The organism is Paenibacillus aurantiacus, assembly GCF_042431225.1.
In the GTDB taxonomy this organism is placed as follows: Bacteria; Bacillota; Bacilli; order Paenibacillales; family Paenibacillaceae; genus Paenibacillus_Z; species Paenibacillus_Z aurantiacus.
In genome coordinates, this window is sequence record NZ_JBHMDO010000048.1 from 176,354 (window position 1) to 200,086 (window position 23,733).

Here is a 23,733-nt window from a genome sequence, read left to right on the forward strand (position 1 = left end):
AATCAGTACCTCCGCTTTTTCTCTTTCATCTCCGCCATGAACAGCTTGTAGTGCTCATAACGGGTTGGTTCGATATTCCCTTCTGCCAGCGCCTCCAGAACCGCGCATTCCGGCTCGTGAAGATGCGTGCAACCCCGGAATTTGCAGCTGCCAGCCAGCTCCCGCATTTCCCTGAAACAGCTGCCCAACTCTTCGATCCCGAGTTCAACGAAATCAAGCTGGCTGAATCCCGGCGTATCAGCCACGAACCCCCCGCCGACCTGGATTAATTCGACGTGACGGGTCGTGTGTTTGCCGCGGCCCAGCCGGTTGCTGATGGCGCTCGTCTCCAGTTCAAGGCCAGGCACTAACGCATTAAGCAAGGAAGATTTACCCACGCCCGACTGGCCGGCGAATACCGCCAGATGCCCTTGAAGTCTCGCTCGAAGCGACTCGATCCCCCCGCTTTGGCGCGAGCTCGTCGTAAACACGGCATATCCGAGCGGTTCGTAGATCCGCTTAACCGCGTCCATGGCTACTTGCGCTTCGGCCGAATCCGGTCCTTCATCCGCGAGATCCGATTTGCTCAGACAGAGAACGGTCGGTATGCCGGCGTGTTCAATATGGACGAGGAATTTATCCAGCAGTTGAAGATTAAGCGTCGGCTCCGTAACGGAGAAGACCAGTACGGCCAGATCGATGTTGGCGACCGGCGGCCGGATTAGCTCCGAGCTGCGAGGGAGGATCGCGTCTACGGTCCCCTCCCCGTTCTCCGTTACGCCGTAGCGTACGCGGTCTCCAACAAGCGGCGATTCCCCGCGTTTCTTGAAGATGCCTCTCGCCCTGCACTGAATCGGCGTAAACGAAGCATTCGTCTCTTGTCCTTCCGGAACGACGTAATAAAAACCGCTAAGTGCTTTGACGATTCGGCCGACCGTGTCGTTATGGTTGTTCTCCTGCATTCGCGCCCCCGTTGTCGTTTGCCGTGCCTTCTGCCTGCTGTTCTTCCGTGCTCTGCCCGTTGCCCGAATTTGGCTGCCCGTCCGGATTGTCCGCCGGTTCTTCCGACGGCGGGTCCGTTCCCGGAACCGTCTCCGGCGATGAATCCGTCCCGTTCTTCGCATCGTCGTACGTCTTCGAGAACGAATCGGCAAACTCGTTATCGCGGTAAATCTTAACGATCGCTTCGGTATTCGGTCCAAGGACGACCTTAACCTGGAAGTTCACCGTTTCGCGGATCGTCTTCTGACCCCATTCTTGATCTTCGCCGCGCGCATCGGTGTAGACGATGCGGATTTTGCTGGACTTGCCCGCTACCGCAGGCGAGATTTGAATGTTAAATGGATATTCGATCGCTTCTTCCGGCAGCCCGTCGCTGATCGTCAAGATGACCTTTGCGCCTTTCGCGACCGGATCTTTCGGATTATACGGATACTGTTCGATGACTTTGCCCTTCTCGCCGTAGCTCGGCTTCCGTACCGTGTTCGCCGCATCGACGACAAGCCCTTTGGCCTGCAGCTCCTTGATGGCCTCCGACTCCGTGTAACCGATCAAATTCGGCATCGGGAACGTTTCTTGCCCCTTGCTGACGACAAAACGGAACGTCTCCTTGTTCGGATCGAAGTCTGTGTTCGGCGCCGGCGTCTGCTCTAAGATCGTCCCGGCCGGTTCGTCACTGAACTCTGGGACGGAAGTGATTCGCGTGTCGGATACTCCGAGGTCGGTAAGCGCCGTCTTGGCCTCTTCGAACGTCCTGCCCTTGAAGTCGTTCATTTTCTCCAATTCCGGCCCGTTGCTAACGTATAGCACGATAAGCGAACCGACTTTCACCCGCTGATTGGTCGGCGACTGGTTGTATACCTGGCCTTTCGGTACCTCTTGATCCACCTTGTAAATGATCGGGTCTTTGACCTTCAGACCTAGCCCTTCGATCTCTTTGATAGCCGCGGTCTCGTCCTTGCCGACGACGTACGGAACGTCGACTTCTTCGATCTCGAACCAGCTGAGCACGGTACTGGCTCCCCAATAGACGAGTCCGATTATAATCAAGGTTGACAGCACCACGATCAAAGGCTTGACCCACTTGCGTTTGGGCGGATCTTGAAGCCCTTTGCCGTTCCACCGGTCGGACTTCTCCTCTTGTGCCTGGTCACGCCCAGCGGCAGGCGCCGCGCCAATGGTGTCGCCCGCAATGCTGCCGCGAATGGCCGGCATCACCCGCGTCTCTTCGAAATCAGCCGCATGATCGCTCGCGAACGAGATTTTGGGCTCGTTGAGACGCTCCGGCTTTAAGCATGTCTCCAGATCCCGCAGCATCTCGGTCGCGCTGGAATAACGATCGGCCGGATTTTTGCGCATCGCCTTCAAGATGATGTTCTCGACGCTTTGCGGGATGTACGGATTGACCACGCGCGGTTCCTCGAACGTTTCTTGCAGATGCTTGAGCGCTACGCTGATCGGGCTTTCGCCCAAAAAGGGAAGCTTGCCGGTCAGGGTCTGATAGAGCACGATCCCTAACGAGTAGAGATCGGACTTCTCGCCCGTGCTTACGCCTTTCGCATGCTCGGGAGAGAAGTAATGCACGGAGCCCAGCACCGATCCCGTCTGCGTAATGGTCGAGGAGGTTACCGCTCTGGCGATCCCGAAATCGGTTACCTTCACACGACCATTCTTGCCGATCAAAATATTGTGCGGCTTGATATCGCGGTGAATGATTTGATTATGATGAGCGTGCTCGAGCGCATCGCAAATTTGAACGGCGATATGCACCGCCTCCTCCACCTGAAGGGGCGCACGTTCTTGAATAATTTCATTGAGATTATGGCCTTCGATATATTCCATGACGATATATTGCGTGTCGCCCTCTTCCCCAACATCGTAGATGCTGACGACATTCGGGTGCGATAAGGCTGCCGCAGACTGTGCTTCGCGCCGGAACCGGCGAATAAATTCCTCGTCGTGCGTATATTGCTGGCGAAGCACTTTAACAGCCACCTTGCGGTTTAGCAAAATGTCGTGGGCTTTGTAGACGAGCGCCATGCCACCGCCGCCGATGCGGGTGATGATTTCATAGCGTCCGCCCAATTCGTGTCCAATCATGTCGCTCACCCCTCTTGCTCCGTGTTACCCGCATGGTGCAGCAGGACGACCGTAATATTGTCATCCCCGCCGGCTTGAAGCGCTAATTCGACGAGCTGCTCGGCTTTCGCTTCCAAATCGCGCTCGTCACGCTCCAGCACCGCGCTCATCTCATCATCCGATACCATCGTGCTTAGCCCGTCGCTGCACAGCAACAGCAAGTCGTCAGGCGCCCAATCGAAGCCGATCAGGTCCACCTCGACCTGCTCGTCCGTTCCAAGCGCTCTGGTCAGCACATTGCGGCGCGGATGATTCGCAGCCTCTTCCTGGCTAATCTGTCCATGCTTGGCCAATTCGTTAACTAGCGTGTGATCCTCGGTCAACTGTTCGAAACTTCCCTTACTCCATATGTATACGCGGCTATCGCCAATATGTCCGATTACACCGCTCTCTTGTCCCGCAATTACCGCCACAACAGTCGTCCCCATATTGTGATACTGGTCGTTGCGCGACGCCATATCGTATACGACTTCGTTCGCTTGCAAAATGGCGCTGTGCACCAATGACCGCCGCTCTTCAAGACTCAGCGCCGTCAGTTCCTTGCCATTTAGCGATTCGCGAAACGTATCCACGGCCAATTGGCTGGCGACTTCGCCAGCCAAATGACCGCCCATGCCGTCCGCCACGATGGCGACGGCACAGCCGTTATCTTGATTTTGCGCCCATGCGCGGTCTTCGTTCACAAGTCGGATTCGCCCGATATCGCTGCGAAACGCGATTTTCATTCAACAATCACCCCGTCGTAGACTCCATATGTTTGGCCCGAAGCTGTCCGCACGCTGCCGCGATATCATGTCCTTGTTCTCTGCGGATTGTTGCATTTATGTTGTTGCGTTCCAGAATGCGTTGGAATTCGAAAATTTGGTCGCGAGGTGTCCGGACGTACCGGCGTTCCGGTACGTGGTTAACCGGAATCAAGTTCACGTGGCACAACATGTCCTTCAATACGCTGGCTAGCTCTTCCGCATGCTCGTTCTGGTCGTTCACGCCGCCGATCAGCGCGTATTCGAACGTAATGCGGCGACCAGTCTTCGCAAGATAATAACGGCAGGCTTCAATGACTTCCTCGAACGGGAAGCGGCGGTTAACCGGCATCAGCTTCGAGCGAAGCGCATCGTTCGGCGCATGAATGGAAATCGCCAGGTTGATCTGCGTATTCTCCTCCGCGAATTTATACATGCTTGGCACGATGCCGCTCGTGGATACGGTGATATGACGCTGCCCGATGTTCAATCCCTTCTCATGGATCATCGTCCGCAAGAACGTCATGGTCGCGTCGTAATTCTCGAACGGTTCGCCGGAGCCCATGATAACAATGCTGGAGACGCGCTCGTTCGTCGCGTCAAGCATCTGCTGCGCCACGACGACCTGCGCGGTAATCTCGCCGGCGGTCAAGTTGCGCTTCAACCCGCCGAGCGTGGAGGCGCAGAACGTGCAGCCGATCCGGCAGCCGACCTGCGTCGTGACGCAGATGCTATTGCCGTAGCTGTGACGCATGATAACCGTCTCGATCGCGTGGTTGTCGTGCAAGCCGAACAGAAACTTGACCGTGCCGTCTTTCGATTCGAAGCGCGTGATTTCACTAAGCGTGACGAATTGGAATTGGTCATTGAGCTTCTCGCGCAGCGGCTTCGGGAGGTTCGTCATCTCCTCGAAGTTGGTGACGCGTTTCACATACAGCCAGTCGAACAGCTGACCGCCGCGGAAGGTAGGCTCGCCGTTTTCTTTCATCCAATCCTGGAGTTGCTCGAGCGTATAGTCGTAGATGAATGGTTTCATCGAATTCACACCTGTTTCTTTACTTTTTTAATGGCCGCATGGCCCGCGGCCGCTATCGTTCTATATTACCACAAACGCCCATGACCAGGCTACAAAGCCGGCACGGGCGCTGCGTGGACTGGTTATCGTTTTACTTGCGCTTCAGCTTGGCGATGTAAAAGCCGTCGCTGCCAAAATGCTGGGGCAGCAGTTGAAGCTCGCCGCGGAACGCGTCGCCAATGGCGCCAGCCTCGCGCAAGGCGGTCACGATGCCAGGCGGCCACTGCGGATCAAGCTCGAAATCGGGCTGCTCCGCCAAAAAAGCAGCCACCTGGTCCTCGTTCTCTTGCCGGGCGATCGTGCACGTGCTATAGACGAGCGTGCCTCCGGACTTGACCAGCTTGGCAGCCTCGCGCAGCAAACGCCGCTGCACGCCGGCTATCTCACCGACGTCGCCCGGCGATTTGGTCCACTTGATCTCGGGTTTGCGCCGTATAACGCCCAGACCCGAGCAAGGAGCGTCCAACAGTACCGTGTCGAACGAAGCCGGCTCGTAACGCTCCGCTAGCTGTCCGGCGTCCCCCGTCACCGGCTGCACCGATTGAAGGCCCAACCGGCTGGCTTGTTCTCCGATCAACTGCCGTTTATGCTCATGCACATCGTTGGCGACGACATCGCCCTGATCGCCCATAAGTTCCGCCAAGTGCGTCGTCTTGCCGCCCGGCGCGGCGCAGCAGTCGATCACGCGACTTCTCGGCTGCGGCTCGCAAACCTCGGCTACAAGCATGGAGCTTTCGTCCTGCATCGACCACAATCCCGCCGCGTATCCGTCCGTCCGCGCAAGATTGCCTCCACCACGGACGACGATCCCCGCCGGGGCAAGCTTGGACGGCTCGGCTTCGAAGCCTTGCTCGGCCAAGATTCGCAAGGACTCATCTCGTGTCCCTTTGACGGTGTTCACACGAATGCTCGCATGGGGCGGCTCGTTGCCGGCTGCGCAGATGGACTCGGCGACCTCCGCCCCGTAGACGTCGATCCAACGTTGGACGATCCAATCCGGATACGATTGGCGAATGCCGATATCCGCCGCGGTATCACCCGAGGCAACTTGCTGCATGAGCTCGTCCTTGCGGCGAAGCAAGTTGCGCAGCACCCCGTTGACCATGCCGGAGATGCCGGCGTGTCCGCGTCGCTTGGCGATCGTCACCGCTTCATTAACGGCAGCATGAGGAGGGACCCGGTCGAGATAGCAAATTTGATAGGCGCTCATCCGGAGCAATTGAAGCACCCATGGCGCGAGTTTGCTCCATCCTTTGGACACCAGCCGCATCAGCACGTCGTCCAACGTCCGTTGACGCTGGATCGTGCCGTATACGAGCTCCGTCGCAAGACCCGCGTCCGGCCGGGACAATCCCGCCTCCAGCAGAGCACGATTCAGCTGCAAATTGCTGTAAGCGCCCGACTCGGCCACGCGGACAAGCGTATCCAGCGCGACTTCCCGCGAAGATAGCTGCCGCTTTGGTTTCGCTTGCGGCGCGTTTTTGACCGCATTGCCGTGCGTCTTGCGTGCCGCAGCTGACGGTCTATTCGCTTGTCGGCCCGCCTTCGCGCTCCCCGTTCGGTTGCCGCTGCCTTGTTGATTGCCGCTCATGCTTGGTCACCGCCGAATGCCGTGCCCTGCGCAAGTTTCGCGCCCTTCAGCCACTCGGAAGCCGCCATCGCCTTCTTGCCTGCCGGCTGAATGGTGGTCAACAGCAGTACGCCGTCACCCGTCGCGACTTTGATCCCTTGCTCGTCCGCTGCAATGACCGTACCCGGTGCGGCATGGCCGCTCGCTGCCGGGTGCGGCTGGCACGTCCATACTTTGAACGTCTCGCCTTCCAGCAAGGTGAATGCGCCTGCCATCGGGGACAAGCCTCTCACCTGATTGAATATTTCCCGTGCGCTGCGGTTCCAGTCGATTCGCTCGTCTTCCCGCTTCAAGTTCGGCGCATAGGTCGCCTCGGCGTCGTTCTGCTTCTCCGCTTGCGCTTCGCCCGCCTCGATCGCCGGCAGGGTGCGCATGAGCAGATCGGCGCCAAGTACGCTTAATTGGCTGAAGATTGTCCCCGCGTCGTCCTCATCCGTAATCGGAAGCTCTACCTTGCTGATCATATCGCCGGTATCCAAGCCTTCGGCCATGTACATGATCGTCACGCCGGTCACCGGCTCGCCGTTCATGATCGAGCGTTGAATCGGGGCACCTCCCCGGTATTTCGGCAGCAAGGATCCATGCACGTTAATGCAGCCCAGGCGCGGAACGTCCAGTACCGCTTTCGGCAAGATTTGTCCGAAGGCCGCCGTTACGATCAGATCCGGCTGCAGACGAGCGATCTCCTCTGCCGTCTCCGAGCCGCGAAGGCGCTCCGGCTGATGCACGGTTAGTCCGCGCAGAAGCGCCGCTTCCTTGACCGGAGGCGGCGTCAGCGTCTTCTTGCGTCCTTTCGGACGATCAGGCTGCGTCACGACGGCCACGATCTCGTGGCCTGCCGCGATCAGCGCTTCCAGTGACGGCACGGCGAAATCCGGCGTGCCCATGAATACGATGCGCATGAGATCACTCTCCGCGTCCGCGCGTACGCTGCGAAATGTCGTAGATCGAGTCCGCGATATCCGTGAACAGCACGCCGTTCAGATGATCGACCTCATGTTGGAACGCGCGAGCGAGGTAATCATCGGCCACGAGCTCGAACGGGTTGCCGTTGCGGTCTTGGCCTTTCAACTTGATGCGCTGCGATCTTCTTACTTCGCCGTTCAAGTTCGGGATGCTCAAGCAGCCTTCCGGTCCGAGCTGTTCTCCGCTGCGTTCAACGATCTCGGGGTTGACCATCTCGATCAGTCCCTTCTCATCCCCGACGTCGACCACGATCACGCGTTTGGAGATGCCCACTTGCGGGGCGGCCAAGCCTACGCCTTCCGCGTCATACATCGTTTGCGCCATATCGTCGAGCAGTTTATGCAAATTAGCGTTGAATTTCGTTACTTCGATCGCGCGTTCGCGAAGAACCGGATCGGGATCTTTCACAATAATACGAATAGCCATCTGTTGTTCCCTCCTGAATATGAAAACGCGTCTATCGCCGATTTATAAAATGACTTGCGGATCGACGTCGACGCTAATTTGGACGCCAGCCTTATCCTGCGGGCGCGCAACGGCCGCGACCGCCTCTCTCACAATGCCGACAGCATCGACATTTCCACGATATTTTACCATACATTGAAACCGATAGCGATCTTTGATCCGCGGGATCGACGACGCAACCGGGCCAAGAACTTCGATGAATCGATTACCTCCATGCAGCCCTGCGCCATGCATGCCGGCCTCGTCGGCGGAATGCCGCAGCAGCGCCGCCAGCTTGTCGCCCGCGTTGATGACCTGCGGCAGCTGCTCGTGCGACAGCGTAATCAGAATGAGACGGCAATAAGGCGGATACGCCATCTGGCGCCGGTGACCGAGCTCTTCTTTGACGAATGCGTCGTAGTCGTGATGTTGAGCGGTCGTAATCGCATAATGTTCGGGATTGTAGGTCTGGATAATCACTTCGCCCGGCAATTGATGGCGTCCTGCGCGTCCGGCGACTTGGGTAAGAAGCTGGAATGTCTTCTCCGCGGCACGGAAGTCCGGCAAATGAAGCGATGTGTCGGCGGCGATGACGCCAACTAGCGTCACGTACGGAAAATCGAGCCCTTTGGCGACCATCTGCGTACCGAGCAGCACGTCGGCTTTGCGTTCACCGAACATCGTCAGCCACTTCTCGTGCGACCCTTTCTCGGTTGTCGTGTCTACGTCCATCCGAATGACGCGGATACCCGGAAACAGCTTCGCCAGTTCTTCCTCCACACGCTGCGTGCCCGTCCCGAAGAAACGGATATGCTCGCTCTCGCAGCTTGGGCATGCGGAAGGCGAACCTTCGGCGTGCCCGCAGTAATGACACCGCAGCACTCGCGACTTCTGATGATACGTAAGCGCGATATCGCAGTGAGGGCATTGCGCGGTATACCCGCAGGCCCGGCACATAACGAAGGTGGAATACCCTCTGCGGTTCAACAGCAGAACCGACTGTTCGCCCCGCTCCAATCGCTTCTTCAATCCTTCGTAGAGCGGACGGCTGAACATCGCGCGATTACCGCCGCGAAGCTCCTCCCGCATATCGACGATCGTCACCGGCGGCATCGGCTTGCCGCCCACGCGTTCGGGCATCGGCAGCAATGCCGCTCCTCTGCCCGGGTTGCCCGATGCAGGCGTCATGGCTGCCGCGGTGTAGCTCTCGAGCGACGGCGTCGCCGAACCGAGCACGACGGCAGCGCCATGCTGCTTGGCGCGCCTTACCGCAACGTCCCTCGCATGGTACTTCGGACTTTCCTCCTGTTTATAGGAAGATTCGTGCTCTTCATCGATAATAATCAAGCCAAGCCGTTCGAAAGGCGCGAAGATCGCAGAACGCGCGCCTACCGCAACTTTGGCTCGCTTCTCCCGGATTTTACGCCATTCGTCATAGCGTTCCCCGCCTGACAGCCGGCTGTGCAGCACGGCGACTTCATGACCGAAACGACCTTTGAACCGTTCGACCATCTGGGGGGTAAGCGAAATTTCCGGTACGAGCACGATCGCCTGCCTGCCTAAATTCAGACAATGCTCGATCGCTTGCAAATAGACCTCGGTCTTCCCGCTCCCTGTCACACCGTGAAGCAGAAACACTTGAGACTCGCCAGCATCCAGCGCGTCGGCAATCTGATCGTACACCTGCTGCTGACCTTCCATCAGCGGGAGCGGCTCGGTTCGGCGAAATGCGCGCCCGGCGTAAGGATCGCGGTCTAGCTCGACCTCCCGGATGACGAGCAACCCCTTCTCCTCCAGCGCTCGCACGGTGGAAGAGGTCGTCGACAGCGTCTCGAGAAGCACTTGCAGCTGAATCGGGTCTTCCTGCCCGATCATAAATCGAAGCACTTCGCGCTGTTTGGCCGCGCGGGCTGGGATGGCCGTTAGCGCGAGCTCCGCCGATTCCCGGTCGGCAGGCGGAAATACGGTCAACACTTTGCGCACCGACAACCGGTCGCGAATCGCCGCCCGTTCAGTCAAATCGCCCAGTGTAATCGCGGCTTTCACGTCGCGGGCCGCATCCGGGTATTTCGCTTGCAGCGACGCTAGCTTCACTTCTCCGCCCTGCTGCCGAATGAACATCATCCAGTCCGGCTCGAACAACGCGTCGCTCGCCTGATCTTGCGCGATCGCCACGAACGATTCCGCTTTGCCTTTGAGGGCGGATGGGATCATCGCTTGCAGCGCGACGGTCAGCGGACAGCAATATTTCTCGCTAATCCAATGCCCTAGCTCGATTAAGTCGGGCGACAGCGGCGGCAGATGATCCAGCAATTCGGCGATAGGCTTCAGCTTGGAGCGGTCTACATCCGCGTTATCCGCGATCGCAATCACGAAACCTTGGACGACGCGGCCGCCGAACGGCACGCCAACCCGGCTCCCCGGCTCGATCCAGCCTGCCAGCTCGCCTGGCACCTCATAGTCGAAAGGCCTGTCGGTCTGCCGGCTTGGCACATCGACGATGACCCTGGCAATCATGCCTGTTCCCCCTTGCCGCCTGTCCGTGCTACGATATGGTCGATGATCCGCTCGGCAACCGCACGTTTGGCGGATACGGGCAGTTGATCGACGAGCCCTTCCGGGCCGTAGATGGCCACGACGTTCGTATCGACGTTAAACCCTGCGCCCTCTTGCGTCACGTCATTCGCCACGATCAAATCCAACCGCTTGCGCTTCAGCTTGTCCATCGCATAATGCGCGACATTGTCCGTCTCTGCCGCGAATCCGACCAAAAATTGTCCGTTCTTCTGCGCTCCCAGCGTGGCGAGAATATCCGTCGTGCGCTCTAACTCCAACGTCAACTGCTCGCCTTTCTTCTTGATCTTCGATTCAGATCGGTGAACTGGACGATAATCCGCTACCGCAGCCGCTTTCACTACGATATCCGCATCCGGATAGCGGGCCGTTACTTCGCGCAGCATATCCTCGGCCGACTCAACCCGAACGAGCCGAATGCCGTTATCCTTCAACTCCGCGGTCGTCCGTCCGGCGATGAGCGTAACATCCGCGCCTTCCGCCCGGGCGGCTTCCGCGATGGCGAATCCCATTTTGCCGGACGAGTCGTTCGTCAAATAACGAACCGGATCCAGCCGCTCGATTGTGCCGCCGGCCGTGACGAGGACGCGCTTACCGGCAAGCCTCGGCTTACGACTGAACCAAGTCTCCACCGCATGCACGATATCTTCCGGTTCGGCCAATCGGCCTTTGCCGACGTATCCGCACGCCAGCTGCCCCGTTCCCGGCTCGATGAACCGCACCCCCCGCTCGGCTAGCACTTCCATATTGCGCTCTACCGCAGGATGCGCATACATATGTACATTCATGGCAGGCGCCGCCAGAATCGGAGCCGTCGTCGCGAGCAGCGTCGTGCTTAGCATATCATCCGCGAGTCCAGCTGCCAGCTTGGCCAAAATATTCGCGGTCGCCGGTGCGATGACCACCAAATCAGCGCTGTCCGCCAAGTGGATATGCGAGACCACCTCCGGCTCGAATTCGTCGAACGTATCGAGATAGACCGGATGGCGCGATAAGGTCTGAAGCGTGAGCGGCGTAATAAACTTCGTCGCCGATTCCGTCATAATCACGCGCACGTGCGCGCCGGCTTGTACGAGCTTGCTGCATATCGATGCTGCTTTGTATGCGGCGATGCCGCCCGAAATGCCAAGTACTATCGTTTTTCCCCTTAACATCACATTTCGTCCCCTTCCGTTTGGAGATGAATCTGCCGATGAGCTGATAAATGCTTAGAATTCAAAAAAATAACAACCGCGGCGGGTTGTTATTGGTCTTGCACATATCCAGCTTTTACTCTTCTTTCTCCGGGACGTTCTCCACTTGCACGTGATCGCTGTAAATCTCTTCAAGGGCTACGCCGACTTGCTTGTGGGAGCGAGCTCCGCGAAGTTCGGACTTGACGCCGTCGCGCAGCATGCGCGCGCGGCGGGAGGCCGCCACGACCAAGGAATATTTGCTATCGACTTTCTTCATCAATTCGTCAATGGACGGATATAGCATTACTTCACCTCATTCATGCTTTCTCGGACGTTGTCTGCATCTCCTCGAGCCCGGCCAAGAACCGGTCCTTCCGGCAATGCTCCGCCGTAATGATACTCTGTATACGATGACAAGCAGCGTCAATCTCATCGTTGACGACCGCGTAATCATAATAACGAATCAAACTCATCTCTTGCTCGGCGACCGTCATCCGATGATCGATTACCTCGGCGTTCTCGGTGCCGCGGCCAACGATCCGCTGCTTGAGTTCGTCGAGCGATGGAGGAAGCAGGAAGATAAATACGCCTTCCGGGAACTTCTCTTTCACCTTAAGCGCGCCTTGCACCTCGATCTCCAAGATGACATCTTTGCCGGTGGCTAACGTGCGATCGACGAAATCGCGAGGCGTGCCGTAGAAGTTGCCGACGTATTCGGCATGTTCGAGCAGCGCGTCACGGGCGATCATATCCTGGAATTGCTCCCGCGTCTTGAAAAAATAATTGATGCCGTCGATTTCCCCTTGCCGCGGAGAGCGCGTCGTAGCGGACACGGAATACACCAGATCGCTTTGCTTTTGGCGCAGAACGGAACATACGGTTCCTTTGCCGACCCCGGATGGGCCGGATAATACGATTAACAATCCCTTATTCATAATACTCCCCGTCGCTATTCGTCGTGATCGTCGTCCTTGGTGGACAACCGATGCGCAACCGTCTCCGGCTGTACAGCGGATAAGATGACATGATCGCTATCTGTAATGATAACCGCCCGCGTACGGCGGCCGTAAGTTGCGTCAATCAGCATGTGGCGGTCGCGCGCCTCTTGAATGATACGCTTGATCGGCGCCGATTCCGGACTCACTATCGAAATGATACGGTTGGCGGACACGATGTTCCCGAAGCCGATGTTGATCAATTTAATCGCCATGTCAGGTTCCCCCTCCGGTCTTCCTCCAGCATATTGGCTGCAAAGAAATAATAAAGATACGCAAGAATGAGCCGCGGCGAATCTGCCATATGATAGAAAAAGCAGAACCATTGCACTATTCTTGACGAAAAAAGTCCGGAGCATACGTTCGACCTTCCGGCTTATGGCGCAGCCCGCAAACGGACCGTTTGCCTGTCCAGGGCATAGCTATCCCCCGGAAGCGAGTGCATTCATTGCTCTATCATAATTCATTTTCGGATGTTGAACAAGTGTAAAAGCGTATGAAGGAGAAAAAACGAGCTCGCGCGATTAGCGGCCCGTTCTCTCCCATATATACGATGTCAGCTGCACGCTCATGTCATAGAACATGAACGGCGTCATAATATAGATCCCGTTGAAATGCTCGATTGCCTCATCCAGCAGCTCCTTCGCGATCTGTACGCCCATCGCGCGCCCCGCTTCGCCCTCCAATCCCGCCATGCGCGCCCGAACCTCGTCGGACAGCTGTATGCCAGGAACTTCGTTGTGCAAATATTCCGCGTTGCGGCCGCTTGCCAGCGGCATGATGCCGATGAAGACCGGCACGCTCAGATGCTTGGTAGCCTCTGCAATCCGCGCGATCAACCCTGTGTCGTAGACGGGCTGCGTCATGATGTAATCGGCGCCAGATTCGATCTTCTTCTCCAGCCGCGCGACGGCCTTGTCCAAATGCTTCACATTCGGATTAAACGCCGCGCCTACGACGAAGTTCGCCTTTTGCTTCAGCGGTTTGCCGGAGAACGCCACGCCCTCGTTCAGCTGTTTCGTCATGCGAATCATCTCGAAGGAAGTCATGTCGTACACCGAGCTGGAATCCGGCAGATCGCCGAACCGGGCGGGATCGCCCGTGACGGCAAGCACATGATCGATGCCCAGCGCGTCCAATCCCATAAGATGCGATTGCGTTCCGATCAGATTCCGGTCGCGGGCGGCGAGATGAATGAGCGGCCGAATGCCGATCCGCTGCTGAACGAGCGCCGCAAGCGCCATGTTGCTCATCCGCGTCACCGCGAGCGAATTGTCCGCCATGGTCACGGCGTCCACCTTCGCCTTGTGGAGCGCCTCGGCCCCGAGCATGAACTTGCCGATATCCAGATCCCGTGGCGGATCCAGCTCGACGATGACGGTGTGGCGTTCCTTGACCAGCTCCACGATGTTCGGTTGTTTCGGCTCGGCGCTAGCCGGCTGCGATATTACTTCGAACTGCTCCCGCTTCCGAGGAGCGGCAGCTTCTTCCCTCTCGTACGGTTGAGGCTGATAGCCTTCCAGTGCGGCGGCAATCGCGGCGATATGTTCAGGCGTCGTGCCGCAGCATCCGCCGAGAATGCGCGCGCCCCGATCGGCGAATTTCAGCGCGCTCTGCGCGAAATAGTCCGGCGTCGCGGTGTACGTATATTTGCCGTCCACGTAATCCGGGATACCCGCGTTCGGGAATACCGAGAGCGGCAGTGGCGCATCGGCGCCGATTGCGTCGATCGCGCGCAGAATGCCGTTCGGCCCGCTCCGGCAGTTAAACCCGACGACGTCCGCCCCTTCGTCCTTCAGCTGCTCGAACGCCGCGGCCAGCGGAACGCCATCTTGCGTTACCGCGTCCTTCTCCACGGCGAACTGGCAAATGACCGGCAAGTCCGTCAGCTTGCGGGCGGCGCGAAGCGCAAGAAGCGTCTCGTCCAAATCGTAAAACGTCTCCAGCAGAAGACCGTCGACGCCGCCGTCCAGAAGCGCCGCCATCTGCTGCGCGAAATAACGGTTCAACTGTTCAGCGCTAATGTTCCGTCTCTTGCCCGCCCGGATTGCGCCGACAGCACCGACGACATAAGCATCAGCGCCAACAGCCGCACGCGCTACCTTCGCGCCTGCCCGGTTGATCGCTTCGACTTCGCCATCCAGCCCGTACTTCGAGAGCGACTCGAAGTTCGCGGAGAACGTATTCGTCTCGATCACCCTCGCGCCGGCCTCGTAATACTTCCGGTGCACCTCTTCGATGACGCCCGGTTTGAGTACATTGAATTCCTCGTAAGAAACGCCGATAGGGAACCCCATCCCGTACAGGTAGGTTCCCATAGCGCCGTCCCCGGTCAAAATGCGGGCGCTCAGCGCCTCGCGCAAATCGGGTCTCATAATCGCGCTGCTCCTTTATATCTTTATCTCGACAGCGTGCCGCGGTACACCTCGGACGCCGGTCCCGTCATATAGACGTGGTTATCCTCTTCGTTCCACTCGATCAGCAGGTCGCCGCCTTTCAGCGAAATAACCGCTTTGCGATCCGTATAGCCGTTGAGCACCGAAGCGACAAGCGTAGCGCAAGCACCCGTACCGCAGGCAAGCGTCGGACCTGCGCCGCGTTCCCAGACGCGCATGTCCGCGTAGTCGCGCGAGCGCACCGTCGTGAACTCGACGTTGATTTTGCGCGGGAACATCGGGTGCGTCTCGAGCTTCGGCCCCCATGTCGCCAAATCGAACGTCAGCGCGTCGTCGACGTAGATCACGCAATGGGGGTTGCCCATCGATACGGCGGTGAAGCGAAACTCGCGGCCGTCGACTTCGATCGCCTGGCCCAGCACCGGGTTGGCATCGACCGTGGTCGGAATCCGCAATCCGTCGAGGATAGGCTGTCCCATGTCGACGCGGACTTGGACAGCCTTGCCGTTCTCCACCGTCAACTGCACCTTCTGTACGCCGGCGCCCAGCGTTTCGACCGTAATTTCGTCTTTATTCGTCAGTCCGTTATCGTACACGTATTTGGCCAAGCAGCGAATCGCGTTGCCGCACTGCTCCGCCTCGCTCCCGTCGGAATTGATAATCCGCATCCGGAAATCGGCGGACTCGGAAGGCAGCACGTACACCAGGCCGTCCGCCCCGATTCCGAAATAGCGGTTGCACAGTTCTTCGGCCAGCGCGGCCGCGTTATCGGGAAGCTCGGTTTCGCCCGCAATGACGATAAAATCGTTGCCGAGTCCATTCATCTTCGTAAAGTCCATTGTTTGCACTCCTTCAGACATGGGCGGTCGCGTTAATTTGCTAATAGCATATCGCAAAGAAAGTCGAAACGCTATTCATAAATTGGCACATTATTTGCATTTTGTTACCACGGCCGACTCGTGGCCGACATAGGAATAGCCGCCCCGCGGACGGGACGGCTGACTTAAAACTTAGGCGGCCGGCTTCGAAGGCGCCAGCGGCCGGTTGTGGTTGCGGTTGTTCTTTTTCTTCTTCTCGGTTGTGCCCAGCACGCTGCCGATGCCCATGAGGAACGTCGGGATACCGGCGGCGACCAGGACGAGGCACCATTCGCGGAATCCGATCGGCACGGTCTTGAAGATCGGTTGGAGCGGCTCGATGTACAGCACGCCGATCATGAGCAGCAGGGACGACAGCACGGCCAGCACGAGATATTTGTTCTGGAAAATGTTGCGGTGGAAAATCGAACGCGAGCTTCTGCAATCGAATACGTGAATCAGCTGCGCCATGACGAGCGTTGCGAACGCGACGGTCTGCGCCTCCACAAGCTTCGCCGGATTGCCCGGATCTTCGCGCAGCGTCAGCCAGAACGCGCCGAGCGTGCAGACGCCGATGAGAATGCCGCGGCTGATAATCTTCCATCCAAGCCTTCTGGCGAATATATTCTCCTTGGCCGAGCGCGGCTTGTGCTGCATGAGATCCTTCTCCGCCTGATCGACGCCGAGCGCCATCGCAGGCAGCCCGTCCGTGACGAGATTGACCCACAGAATTTGGATCGGCACGAGAGGAAGCGGGAGTCCGGCCATCATGGCCAAAAACATCGTCAGAATTTCGCCAACATTGGAAGCGAGCAAATAGCGGATGAATTTGCGGATATTCTCGTAGATGCCGCGTCCTTCTTCGATCGCGGAGACGATCGTCGCGAAATTGTCGTCGCTCAGCACGAGCGATGACGCTTCCTTCGAGACATCCGTGCCGGTAATGCCCATCGCGATGCCGATATCGGCAGCCTTGATCGCCGGGGCGTCATTGACGCCGTCCCCGGTCATGGCCACAACATGCCCCTTGCGCTGCAATGCCTTGACGATGCGCAGTTTATGCTCCGGTGATACGCGCGCATAAACGTAGACGTTGTCCACAACGCTATCAAGCTTCTCTTCGTCCATCGCCGCAAGCTGCTGGCCGCTGAGCGTCAGGCCGCCGCGAGGAATAATGCCGAGCTGCCCTGCGATCGCTTCAGCCGTCAGCTGGTGATCGCCCGTGATCATGACCGTCTTGATGCCGGCTCTGCGGCAGGTCGCGATCGAATCCCGGACCTCTTTGCGCGGCGGATCGATCATGCCCGTCAATCCGACGAATATCAGCTGGCACTCAACATCATCTTCCGACTCGTAGCGGTCGGTTTGACGCAAATCCCGGTAGGCGAATCCGAGCACGCGAAGCGCCTGCTGCGCCATGGCTTCGCCTGCGGCGTTCACTTTCTGCTTCAGCGTGGGCGTGAACGGGACGACTTTGCCATCCCACAGCACATAGCTGCACTGTTCCATCAACACGTCCGGCGCGCCCTTCGTGCAAACCAGACGCCCGCCTTGATGGGTGACGAGGACCGACATCCGTTTGCGCTCGGAATCGAAGGAGAACTCCTTCTCGCGCTTGTACAGGCTCTCGAGCGACTTGGCCGACACGCCTAGCTTCGCCGCCAGCACGGTCAGCGCGCCTTCTGTCGGATCGCCTTTCAGCGTCCATTCTTCGGCTTGCACCACAGGCTGGCCTTTCTTGCCGCGTTTACTCTCGCCTTCCGGCTCGCTCTGAATCAGTTGAGCGTTGTTGCACAAGGCCGCGACCTGGAGCAGACGTCGGAGCGACTGGTCCTGCTTCACATCGACCGGCTTGCCTGCTTCGAATACCGCCCCTTGCGGCTCGTAGCCCTCGCCCGTCACGTCCAACTCTCTGCCGCCGATCCATATCCTGGTGACCGTCATTTTGTTTTGCGTCAGCGTGCCCGTCTTATCCGAACAAATGACCGATGCGCAGCCGAGCGTCTCGACGGACGGCAGCTTGCGCACGATCGCCCGACGCTTGATCATCCGCTGCACGCCGAGCGCCAGCGCGATCGTCACGATCGCCGGCAAGCCTTCCGGTATTGCGGCGACGGCAAGGCTTACGCCCGCCAGGAACATCTCGTAAGGCGGCTGTCCATGCAGGATGCCCGCCACGACGACCATCACCGTCAACCCGAGGGCGACGACGATAAGAATCTTGCCTAGCTGCTCCAAACGGTGCTGCAGCGGGGTATCCATCGTTTCAGTCTGCTGGATGAGCTCCGCGATTTTGCCCATTTCCGTGGCCATGCCGGTCCGGATGACGATCCCTTTAGCAGAGCCTCTCGTGATCATCGTTCCCATGAAGCCCGTGTTCTTCTGATCGCCAAGCGGGATGTCTTCGGCGGAGATCGGCTGGCAGTGTTTCCCTACAGGCACGGATTCACCAGTGAGTGCGGATTCTTCTGCATAGCAGCTGCTTGTCTCGATCAAGCGCAGGTCGGCGGGGATGCGGTCTCCGCTCTCAAGCAAGACGATATCGCCCGGCACGAGCTCGCTCGCCGGTATTGCCTTTACGACGCCATCGCGAAGCACTTTGGCTGCTGGCGCGGACAGCTCCTTGAGCGCACGGAGCGACTTCTCGGCGCGAAACTCCTGAACAAAACCGAGAATCGCGTTAATGACAATGATCGCTACGATCGTGATGGCGTCCAAATATTCGCCAAGCAAGCCGGACACCAGCGTGGCGCCGAGCAGCACCAGCACCATGAAATCCTTGAACTGATTGAAAAACAATGCTACCGGCGAAACCTTCTTCCCTTCAGAAAGCTCGTTACGCCCGCCGCTGACAAGCCGCTCCGCCGCTTCGGCCTGCGAAAGCCCGGAGTCCAGCGAAGCTCGCAGCGACTGCGCAAGCTCTTCTGTCCCCATTTGATGCCACTTCCGTTGTTCCATGCCGCGTCTCCCTCCCGTTACTTGCCGCCGCTAGGACAGCCTTCATGCCTAAATCTATTCGGACAACCCGGAAAATATCCCAGCTTGGCCTTAAGTTTTTGGTTCATCTATGGCATGATAGAGAGATGACATATGGTTAAAGGAGAATTCAATCGCCATGGCACTAGACGGAATCGTAACCCGTGCCGTCGTACACGAGCTGCAAACGCTCGTCGGCACGCGCATTCATAAAATACATCAACCGACCGAGCACGATCTCGTGTTTCAAATCCGAGGCGGACAAACGCCCGGGAAACTGCTGATCTCGGCCAACCCGACCTACCCGCGCATGCATTGGACGAACCAGTCGTTCATGAACCCGCTGGAAGCGCCCATGTTCTGCATGCTGCTGCGCAAGCATTGCGAAGGCGGCCAGATCGAAGAAGTGCTGCAGGTCGGCACCGAGCGTGTCATTCATATCCGGGTTCGCCAGCGCGACGAACTTGGAGATATCGCCCTCAAGACGATCGTCGTCGAGCTGATGGGCCGTCACAGCAATATCATCCTGCTCGACCATGCGACGGGCACGATCCACGACGGCATCCATCATGTCACCCCGGCTATCTCCAGTTACCGGATTGTCATGCCGGGAGCGGCCTATACGGCCCCGCCGGAGCAAGGGAAGACTGATCCGTTCGCGGCATTAGACGAATCGTCCTTCCTCAAGGCGCTGCAGAAGCCGCTCGCAGCGACAGAGGACGAAGAAGATGCACCGAAACCGCCTGCAACTGTGGAGCAGCTGCTGGTAGCGGCGTTCAGCGGGCTGAGCCCGTTGCTCGCAAGAGAGATCGTTCACCGCGCCGGGGCGGACGTCCGGCCGGACGACTTTGGAGAGGCGAACGTCAAGCCTGTCGGACTAGCTTTCCTTGCGATGATGTCCGAATTCGCCGCTCATCGGTACGAGCCGAACATTGTGGAGCCTGGCATGAGCGGTCAACCGCGCAAATCCGCCTTCTCTGTCGCGCGGCTAACGCATCTATCCTCCGGGACCGCGCAGTCGTTCGATTCGATCAGCATTTGCCTGGAAGCTTACTACGGGGACAAAGCGGAGCGGGACACCGTAAAGCAGCGGGTCTCCGATTTGATCCGCTTCCTGCAGAATGAGCGGAACAAGAACGCCAAGAAGATCGAGAAGCTGCAAGAAACGTTGGAAGAGGCGAGCGGGGCGGACAAATACCGGATTCTCGGCGAATTGCTGACCACCTATATGCATCAATACCAGCGCGGCGATGCTTCGGTCGACGTCATCAATTATTACGACGAGGAGCAGAAGACCGTCACGATCGTGCTCGATCCGCAGCTTACGCCCTCGGAGAACGCCCAGCGCTACTTTAAGCGGTATACGAAACACAAAAATTCCTTGGAAGCCGTCGCGATCCAAATGGAGCAAGCCCGCGAGGAGATCGTCTACCTCGACGCTCTGCTTCAGCAGCTGGAGAGCGCATCGCTCGCGGACATCGACGAAATTCGCGAAGAGCTAGTCGAGCAAGGCTATCTGCGCGACCGTGCCAAACGCGGCGCCAAGAAACGCAAGAACGCCAAGCCCTCCCTGCTTTGTTATACATCGAGCGAGGGCATCCCGATCTACGTCGGCAAGAACAACACGCAGAACGACTTCTTGACCAATAAGACGGCTGGTCCGAACGAAACGTGGTTGCATACCAAAGACATTCCGGGTTCGCACGTCGTCATCCGCGCTGCCGAATTCGGGAACGCGACGCTTGAAGAAGCGGCCATGCTCGCCGCGCATTACAGCCAAGCCCGTTCCTCATCTCTCGTCCCGGTCGACTACACGCTCATTCGTTATGTCAAGAAACCAAGCGGCGCTAAGCCCGGTTTCGTCATCTACGATCATCAAAAAACGTTGTTCATCACACCGGATGAGCAGCGGATCAAGTCCTGGCCGTCTGTAATTAAGTAATCGATCGACGCTTCGCTTAGATATGAAATAAGGCTTCCGCATCCCTTATCCGGGACGTGGAAGCCTTATTTCGTTAATGCCTAAATTCGCCAAGCTGGGTTGAGCTGCTTCAGCACGGCTGCATCAACCGTTCGGTAGCCGATCGGGCCGTGGAAGACGTCTTCGCCCTCGCGAACGCCGTGGAAGTCGGAGCCGCCGGTGACGATAAGCCCGTGCTGCCGCGCAAGCTCGCCGTACTTCAACTCGTCAGTTAGGGTATGGTCGGAATGATAAACTTCGATCCCTTCCGCTCCAGCGCGAACAATCGCTTGGACGAGATCGTCGTTCCCATAGATGCCTGGATGCGCGATCACGCTCGTGCCGCCAGCCTCCCGGATCCATTCCAGCGCTTCGAATGGCGACAAGCGAGGTGCGCTCGCGTATGCTTTCCCGCCGGACCCCAAATAAATATCGAATGCCTCCTGCATCGAACCAACCACGCCTCGGGCCAGCAGCACGGCGGCAATATGCGGCCGTCCGATCGTTCCGCCGTCCTTTCCCGTGCGGCGCGCTTCAGCGAGCACTTCCGGCATCGTTATCGGAATGCCAAGCTTGTCCAGCTTCTCCAGAATCAACTCGTTGCGGCGATTGCGCCCGTTCAGAAGGGTCCTGAGCTTATCCTGCCAACGATCGCTGCGCCAATCCGTATAGTAGCCGAGAATATGGATGTCGCAGCCTTCGGCGAACGTGCTAATCTCGACCCCCGGGACTACTGAGATGCCGAGCCGCTCCCCTTCGTTCATCGCCTCTTCGATGCCATCTACCGTATCATGGTCCGATATGCCGATAGCCGCGAGCCCTGCGGCTTTTGCCATCCGCACGTTATCCGCAGGGCGCTGCAGGCCGTCCGATGCGGTCGTATGCGTATGCAGATCCGCCAATTTCACAGCCATTGCTTCAGATCCCTCTCCCTCAAAAAAGTCAAAAACGTTACGGCCGAAATCGGAAGCAGCGCCGACTTCAAGTAGATCGAATAGAACTGCCGCTTGAACTGAATATCTGTGAGCGGAATCGTCCGGATCAGCCCAAGCGCGACCTCGTGCTTGACCGAAGAGGCCGACAGGAAGGATATGCCAAGCCCCGCTTCGACGGCCGACTTGACCGCCCCGGTGCTGCCAAGCTCCATGACGATCTTCAATTTCGACGGATCGATATCGTGGCTGCGCATCTGTTCCTCCATGACCAGTCGCGTGCCCGAGCCCTGTTCGCGCAGTACGAACGGATACGCGATCACGTCGGTGATCGACACCTCGTCGGCTTGCGCCAACGGATGCGATTTATCGACGACAAGAAGCAGCTCGTCGCTCATGACTGCTTCTGTGTGAATATCCGGATGATGGACAGGCGCTTCGACGATTCCGAAATTAAGCTGATGCCCCAAGATGTCATCCATAATTTGAGAAGTATTCATGATTTTCATACTGATGGCAATATGCGGATATTCTTGACCGAAGGGGCCGAGCAGCCGCGGAAGGATATATTCGCCGATAGTCAGACTGGACCCAAGCTGGAGCCGGCCTTTCAGCTGTTTGGTGAATTTGGACATATGCGCGTCAGTCTCCCGGATCAGCTCGATGCTTCTTAGCGCGAAGGGCATCAGCGCCCGTCCGGCTTCCGTCAGATCGATCCGTTTGGTTGATCGTTGCAGCAGCTTCGTGCCGAAATAGTCTTCCAGCGATTGGACCTGCATCGTAACGGCCGGCTGGGTCATGTGCAGCGCCTGCGCGGCCGCGGAGAAGCTCCCCCGCTCGGCGACGGTGTAAAAGATATGCAGCTGGTGAAAATTAAGGGCCATCGATGCTACCTTCCTTCCTATCATTGCCCTCTATTATACAGGTTGACCGGAAAGTAAAAAAGCATGCGCCATGAATTGAACGCATGCTTGTCCGTTATTTCCGTTTTCGGCTATTCTTGATCAGTGTCATTCTTCTAGAATGGCGAAGCCACGAGTAATAGGATTTGAGATCCCGCAGTTCAATCGTCTCGGACATGCGTCCAAGAAACGTCACGATGATCATCTTGTGCAGCGGGTTGCCGGCAATGTCCGTTTCCTTCTCCAACGTGGTGAATTCCGCGACGAACACCAGGTCATCATCAATCAAATATACGTCCTGCTCGTTCCGGTAATACGGCTCAATTCTACCTTGTTTCAGGCATTGCCACAGAAAGCCGGCAATATCCTCGAATCCCGTCTTCTCGCTTTCAACACGGTCGGCCCAACGGCTCTTGGCATGGTTCGTGATGACAATATCTGCAACTTTCTTGTCGCCGAGAACGACGTGAAAAGGTTCGTACGTGCTCCATCTTTCCGTCATCTTATCTTTCATCGCGATCCACCCCTCCTTAAGAAGCAGGCCTTATTATCTATATTTATACACGTTTTCATTTTAACATGCCTGTCCAAGATTTCAACTCAAAAATAAAGTTAAACCAATATTGTAATAATATGGAACAGGAAGGAAAAATAAACTTCCGCGTCCATACGAGGGCAGCGGAAGTCTATCTTATAGGCTGCTATCGGACTTACAGGCTGTAAAACCGGGTCTTGTCCGGAACGCCTTGCGTGTATTCGGTCTTGATCTCATTGCGATAAGAACGCTCAATTCTTCTAACGAATGATAAGCGCTGCATGTTGCGGACAGTTTCTTCCGCGCGGTCAGCGTTCATATACATGACCACATAATGCATCTTACGGGACATATAATGGACGCTTCCATATTTCTCAAGTGTACGAGCAGCTTTCAAATCGCTGACCCATACGATATAACCGACTCGCTCTGAAAACTGCATTCTCTTCCCCCCAT

General features: G+C 57.6%; 20 protein-coding genes. 1 reads left to right on the forward strand and 19 read right to left on the reverse strand.

Features of this window, described 5'->3' with window-relative positions:
- Positions 1-2: 2 nt before the first annotated feature.
- The 15 genes from rsgA to ACFFSY_RS31915 all read right to left on the reverse strand — a co-directional run bounded on the left by rsgA (position 3) and on the right by ACFFSY_RS31915 (position 18,930).
- Positions 3-941, reverse strand: coding sequence for a ribosome small subunit-dependent GTPase A (rsgA, locus tag ACFFSY_RS31845; protein ID WP_377501884.1), 939 nt, complete (start codon positions 939-941; stop codon positions 3-5).
- Complete coding sequence (pknB, locus tag ACFFSY_RS31850) at positions 922-3,078, reverse strand: Stk1 family PASTA domain-containing Ser/Thr kinase (protein WP_377501886.1); 2,157 nt, start codon at positions 3,076-3,078, stop codon at positions 922-924. The genes rsgA and pknB overlap by 20 nt, the downstream gene beginning before the upstream one ends.
- A gap of 5 nt (positions 3,079-3,083) precedes the next feature.
- A complete protein-coding gene (locus ACFFSY_RS31855; protein ID WP_377501888.1) occupies positions 3,084-3,842 on the reverse strand; it encodes a Stp1/IreP family PP2C-type Ser/Thr phosphatase in 759 nt (252 codons plus the stop codon).
- Between the two features lie 7 nt (positions 3,843-3,849).
- Complete coding sequence (gene rlmN, locus ACFFSY_RS31860; RefSeq protein WP_377501890.1) at positions 3,850-4,896, reverse strand: dual-specificity RNA methyltransferase RlmN; 1,047 nt, start codon at positions 4,894-4,896, stop codon at positions 3,850-3,852.
- 130 nt (positions 4,897-5,026) lie between these two features.
- The gene (gene rsmB, locus ACFFSY_RS31865) at positions 5,027-6,526 is read right to left on the reverse strand and encodes a 16S rRNA (cytosine(967)-C(5))-methyltransferase RsmB (protein ID WP_377501891.1); all 1,500 of its coding nucleotides are present in this window, start codon (positions 6,524-6,526) and stop codon (positions 5,027-5,029) included.
- The gene (fmt, locus tag ACFFSY_RS31870) at positions 6,523-7,467 is read right to left on the reverse strand and encodes a methionyl-tRNA formyltransferase (protein WP_377501893.1); all 945 of its coding nucleotides are present in this window, start codon (positions 7,465-7,467) and stop codon (positions 6,523-6,525) included. Before fmt ends, rsmB begins: the two co-directional genes overlap by 4 nt.
- 4 nt (positions 7,468-7,471) lie before the next feature.
- Complete coding sequence (gene def / locus ACFFSY_RS31875; RefSeq protein WP_377501894.1) at positions 7,472-7,957, reverse strand: peptide deformylase; 486 nt, start codon at positions 7,955-7,957, stop codon at positions 7,472-7,474.
- Positions 7,958-7,999: 42 nt separating this feature from the next.
- On the reverse strand, positions 8,000-10,492 hold the full coding sequence (gene priA, locus ACFFSY_RS31880) for a primosomal protein N' (RefSeq protein WP_377501896.1): 2,493 nt from the start codon (positions 10,490-10,492) through the stop codon (positions 8,000-8,002).
- Positions 10,489-11,703: a bifunctional phosphopantothenoylcysteine decarboxylase/phosphopantothenate--cysteine ligase CoaBC gene (coaBC, locus tag ACFFSY_RS31885; RefSeq protein ID WP_377501898.1), complete on the reverse strand. Its 1,215-nt coding sequence runs from the start codon at positions 11,701-11,703 to the stop codon at positions 10,489-10,491. Before coaBC ends, priA begins: the two co-directional genes overlap by 4 nt.
- Before the next feature lie 115 nt (positions 11,704-11,818).
- Complete coding sequence (gene rpoZ, locus ACFFSY_RS31890) at positions 11,819-12,028, reverse strand: DNA-directed RNA polymerase subunit omega (protein ID WP_377501900.1); 210 nt, start codon at positions 12,026-12,028, stop codon at positions 11,819-11,821.
- Positions 12,029-12,041: 13 nt separating this feature from the next.
- A complete protein-coding gene (gene gmk, locus ACFFSY_RS31895) occupies positions 12,042-12,659 on the reverse strand; it encodes a guanylate kinase (protein WP_377501902.1) in 618 nt (205 codons plus the stop codon).
- Positions 12,660-12,673: 14 nt separating this feature from the next.
- A complete protein-coding gene (gene remA, locus ACFFSY_RS31900) occupies positions 12,674-12,934 on the reverse strand; it encodes an extracellular matrix/biofilm regulator RemA (RefSeq protein ID WP_020615370.1) in 261 nt (86 codons plus the stop codon).
- A gap of 309 nt (positions 12,935-13,243) precedes the next feature.
- Complete coding sequence (locus tag ACFFSY_RS31905) at positions 13,244-15,094, reverse strand: bifunctional homocysteine S-methyltransferase/methylenetetrahydrofolate reductase (protein ID WP_377501905.1); 1,851 nt, start codon at positions 15,092-15,094, stop codon at positions 13,244-13,246.
- Between the two features lie 23 nt (positions 15,095-15,117).
- Positions 15,118-15,954: a diaminopimelate epimerase gene (gene dapF, locus ACFFSY_RS31910; RefSeq protein ID WP_377501907.1), complete on the reverse strand. Its 837-nt coding sequence runs from the start codon at positions 15,952-15,954 to the stop codon at positions 15,118-15,120.
- Positions 15,955-16,125: 171 nt separating this feature from the next.
- Positions 16,126-18,930: a calcium-translocating P-type ATPase, SERCA-type gene (locus tag ACFFSY_RS31915; protein WP_377501909.1), complete on the reverse strand. Its 2,805-nt coding sequence runs from the start codon at positions 18,928-18,930 to the stop codon at positions 16,126-16,128.
- A gap of 157 nt (positions 18,931-19,087) precedes the next feature.
- Between ACFFSY_RS31915 and ACFFSY_RS31920 the strand changes: the two genes are divergently transcribed.
- On the forward strand, positions 19,088-20,890 hold the full coding sequence (locus tag ACFFSY_RS31920; RefSeq protein ID WP_377501911.1) for an Rqc2 family fibronectin-binding protein: 1,803 nt from the start codon (positions 19,088-19,090) through the stop codon (positions 20,888-20,890).
- A gap of 80 nt (positions 20,891-20,970) precedes the next feature.
- Here the strand turns inward: ACFFSY_RS31920 and ACFFSY_RS31925 are convergent, their stop codons facing one another.
- The 4 genes from ACFFSY_RS31925 to ACFFSY_RS31940 form a co-directional block, all read right to left on the reverse strand.
- Positions 20,971-21,822: a PHP domain-containing protein gene (locus ACFFSY_RS31925; protein WP_377501913.1), complete on the reverse strand. Its 852-nt coding sequence runs from the start codon at positions 21,820-21,822 to the stop codon at positions 20,971-20,973.
- Positions 21,813-22,724, reverse strand: coding sequence for a selenium metabolism-associated LysR family transcriptional regulator (locus ACFFSY_RS31930; RefSeq protein ID WP_377501915.1), 912 nt, complete (start codon positions 22,722-22,724; stop codon positions 21,813-21,815). The genes ACFFSY_RS31925 and ACFFSY_RS31930 overlap by 10 nt, the downstream gene beginning before the upstream one ends.
- 94 nt (positions 22,725-22,818) lie before the next feature.
- Positions 22,819-23,256, reverse strand: coding sequence for a hypothetical protein (locus tag ACFFSY_RS31935; protein ID WP_377501918.1), 438 nt, complete (start codon positions 23,254-23,256; stop codon positions 22,819-22,821).
- A gap of 196 nt (positions 23,257-23,452) precedes the next feature.
- Positions 23,453-23,719: a YlbG family protein gene (locus ACFFSY_RS31940; RefSeq protein WP_377501921.1), complete on the reverse strand. Its 267-nt coding sequence runs from the start codon at positions 23,717-23,719 to the stop codon at positions 23,453-23,455.
- Positions 23,720-23,733: the final 14 nt, after the last annotated feature.

What these genes read in the sequence shown, in the direction of transcription:
- ACFFSY_RS31935 (WP_377501918.1), bottom strand. Translation starts at nt 23,256, where the DNA reads ATGAAAGATAAGATGACGGAAAGATGGAGCACGTACGAACCTTTTCAC.
- ACFFSY_RS31940 (WP_377501921.1), bottom strand. Translation starts at nt 23,719, where the DNA reads ATGCAGTTTTCAGAGCGAGTCGGTTATATCGTATGGGTCAGCGATTTG.
- remA (WP_020615370.1), bottom strand. Translation starts at nt 12,934, where the DNA reads ATGGCGATTAAATTGATCAACATCGGCTTCGGGAACATCGTGTCCGCC.
- def (WP_377501894.1), bottom strand. Translation starts at nt 7,957, where the DNA reads ATGGCTATTCGTATTATTGTGAAAGATCCCGATCCGGTTCTTCGCGAA.
- gmk (WP_377501902.1), bottom strand. Translation starts at nt 12,659, where the DNA reads ATGAATAAGGGATTGTTAATCGTATTATCCGGCCCATCCGGGGTCGGC.
- rsmB (WP_377501891.1), bottom strand. Translation starts at nt 6,526, where the DNA reads ATGAGCGGCAATCAACAAGGCAGCGGCAACCGAACGGGGAGCGCGAAG.
- ACFFSY_RS31915 (WP_377501909.1), bottom strand. Translation starts at nt 18,930, where the DNA reads ATGGAACAACGGAAGTGGCATCAAATGGGGACAGAAGAGCTTGCGCAG.
- rpoZ (WP_377501900.1), bottom strand. Translation starts at nt 12,028, where the DNA reads ATGCTATATCCGTCCATTGACGAATTGATGAAGAAAGTCGATAGCAAA.
- ACFFSY_RS31920 (WP_377501911.1), top strand. Translation starts at nt 19,088, where the DNA reads ATGGCACTAGACGGAATCGTAACCCGTGCCGTCGTACACGAGCTGCAA.
- fmt (WP_377501893.1), bottom strand. Translation starts at nt 7,467, where the DNA reads ATGCGCATCGTATTCATGGGCACGCCGGATTTCGCCGTGCCGTCACTG.
- priA (WP_377501896.1), bottom strand. Translation starts at nt 10,492, where the DNA reads ATGATTGCCAGGGTCATCGTCGATGTGCCAAGCCGGCAGACCGACAGG.
- rlmN (WP_377501890.1), bottom strand. Translation starts at nt 4,896, where the DNA reads ATGAAACCATTCATCTACGACTATACGCTCGAGCAACTCCAGGATTGG.
- ACFFSY_RS31925 (WP_377501913.1), bottom strand. Translation starts at nt 21,822, where the DNA reads ATGGCTGTGAAATTGGCGGATCTGCATACGCATACGACCGCATCGGAC.
- ACFFSY_RS31930 (WP_377501915.1), bottom strand. Translation starts at nt 22,724, where the DNA reads ATGGCCCTTAATTTTCACCAGCTGCATATCTTTTACACCGTCGCCGAG.
- dapF (WP_377501907.1), bottom strand. Translation starts at nt 15,954, where the DNA reads ATGGACTTTACGAAGATGAATGGACTCGGCAACGATTTTATCGTCATT.
- rsgA (WP_377501884.1), bottom strand. Translation starts at nt 941, where the DNA reads ATGCAGGAGAACAACCATAACGACACGGTCGGCCGAATCGTCAAAGCA.
- ACFFSY_RS31855 (WP_377501888.1), bottom strand. Translation starts at nt 3,842, where the DNA reads ATGAAAATCGCGTTTCGCAGCGATATCGGGCGAATCCGACTTGTGAAC.
- coaBC (WP_377501898.1), bottom strand. Translation starts at nt 11,703, where the DNA reads ATGTTAAGGGGAAAAACGATAGTACTTGGCATTTCGGGCGGCATCGCC.
- pknB (WP_377501886.1), bottom strand. Translation starts at nt 3,078, where the DNA reads ATGATTGGACACGAATTGGGCGGACGCTATGAAATCATCACCCGCATC.
- ACFFSY_RS31905 (WP_377501905.1), bottom strand. Translation starts at nt 15,094, where the DNA reads ATGAGACCCGATTTGCGCGAGGCGCTGAGCGCCCGCATTTTGACCGGG.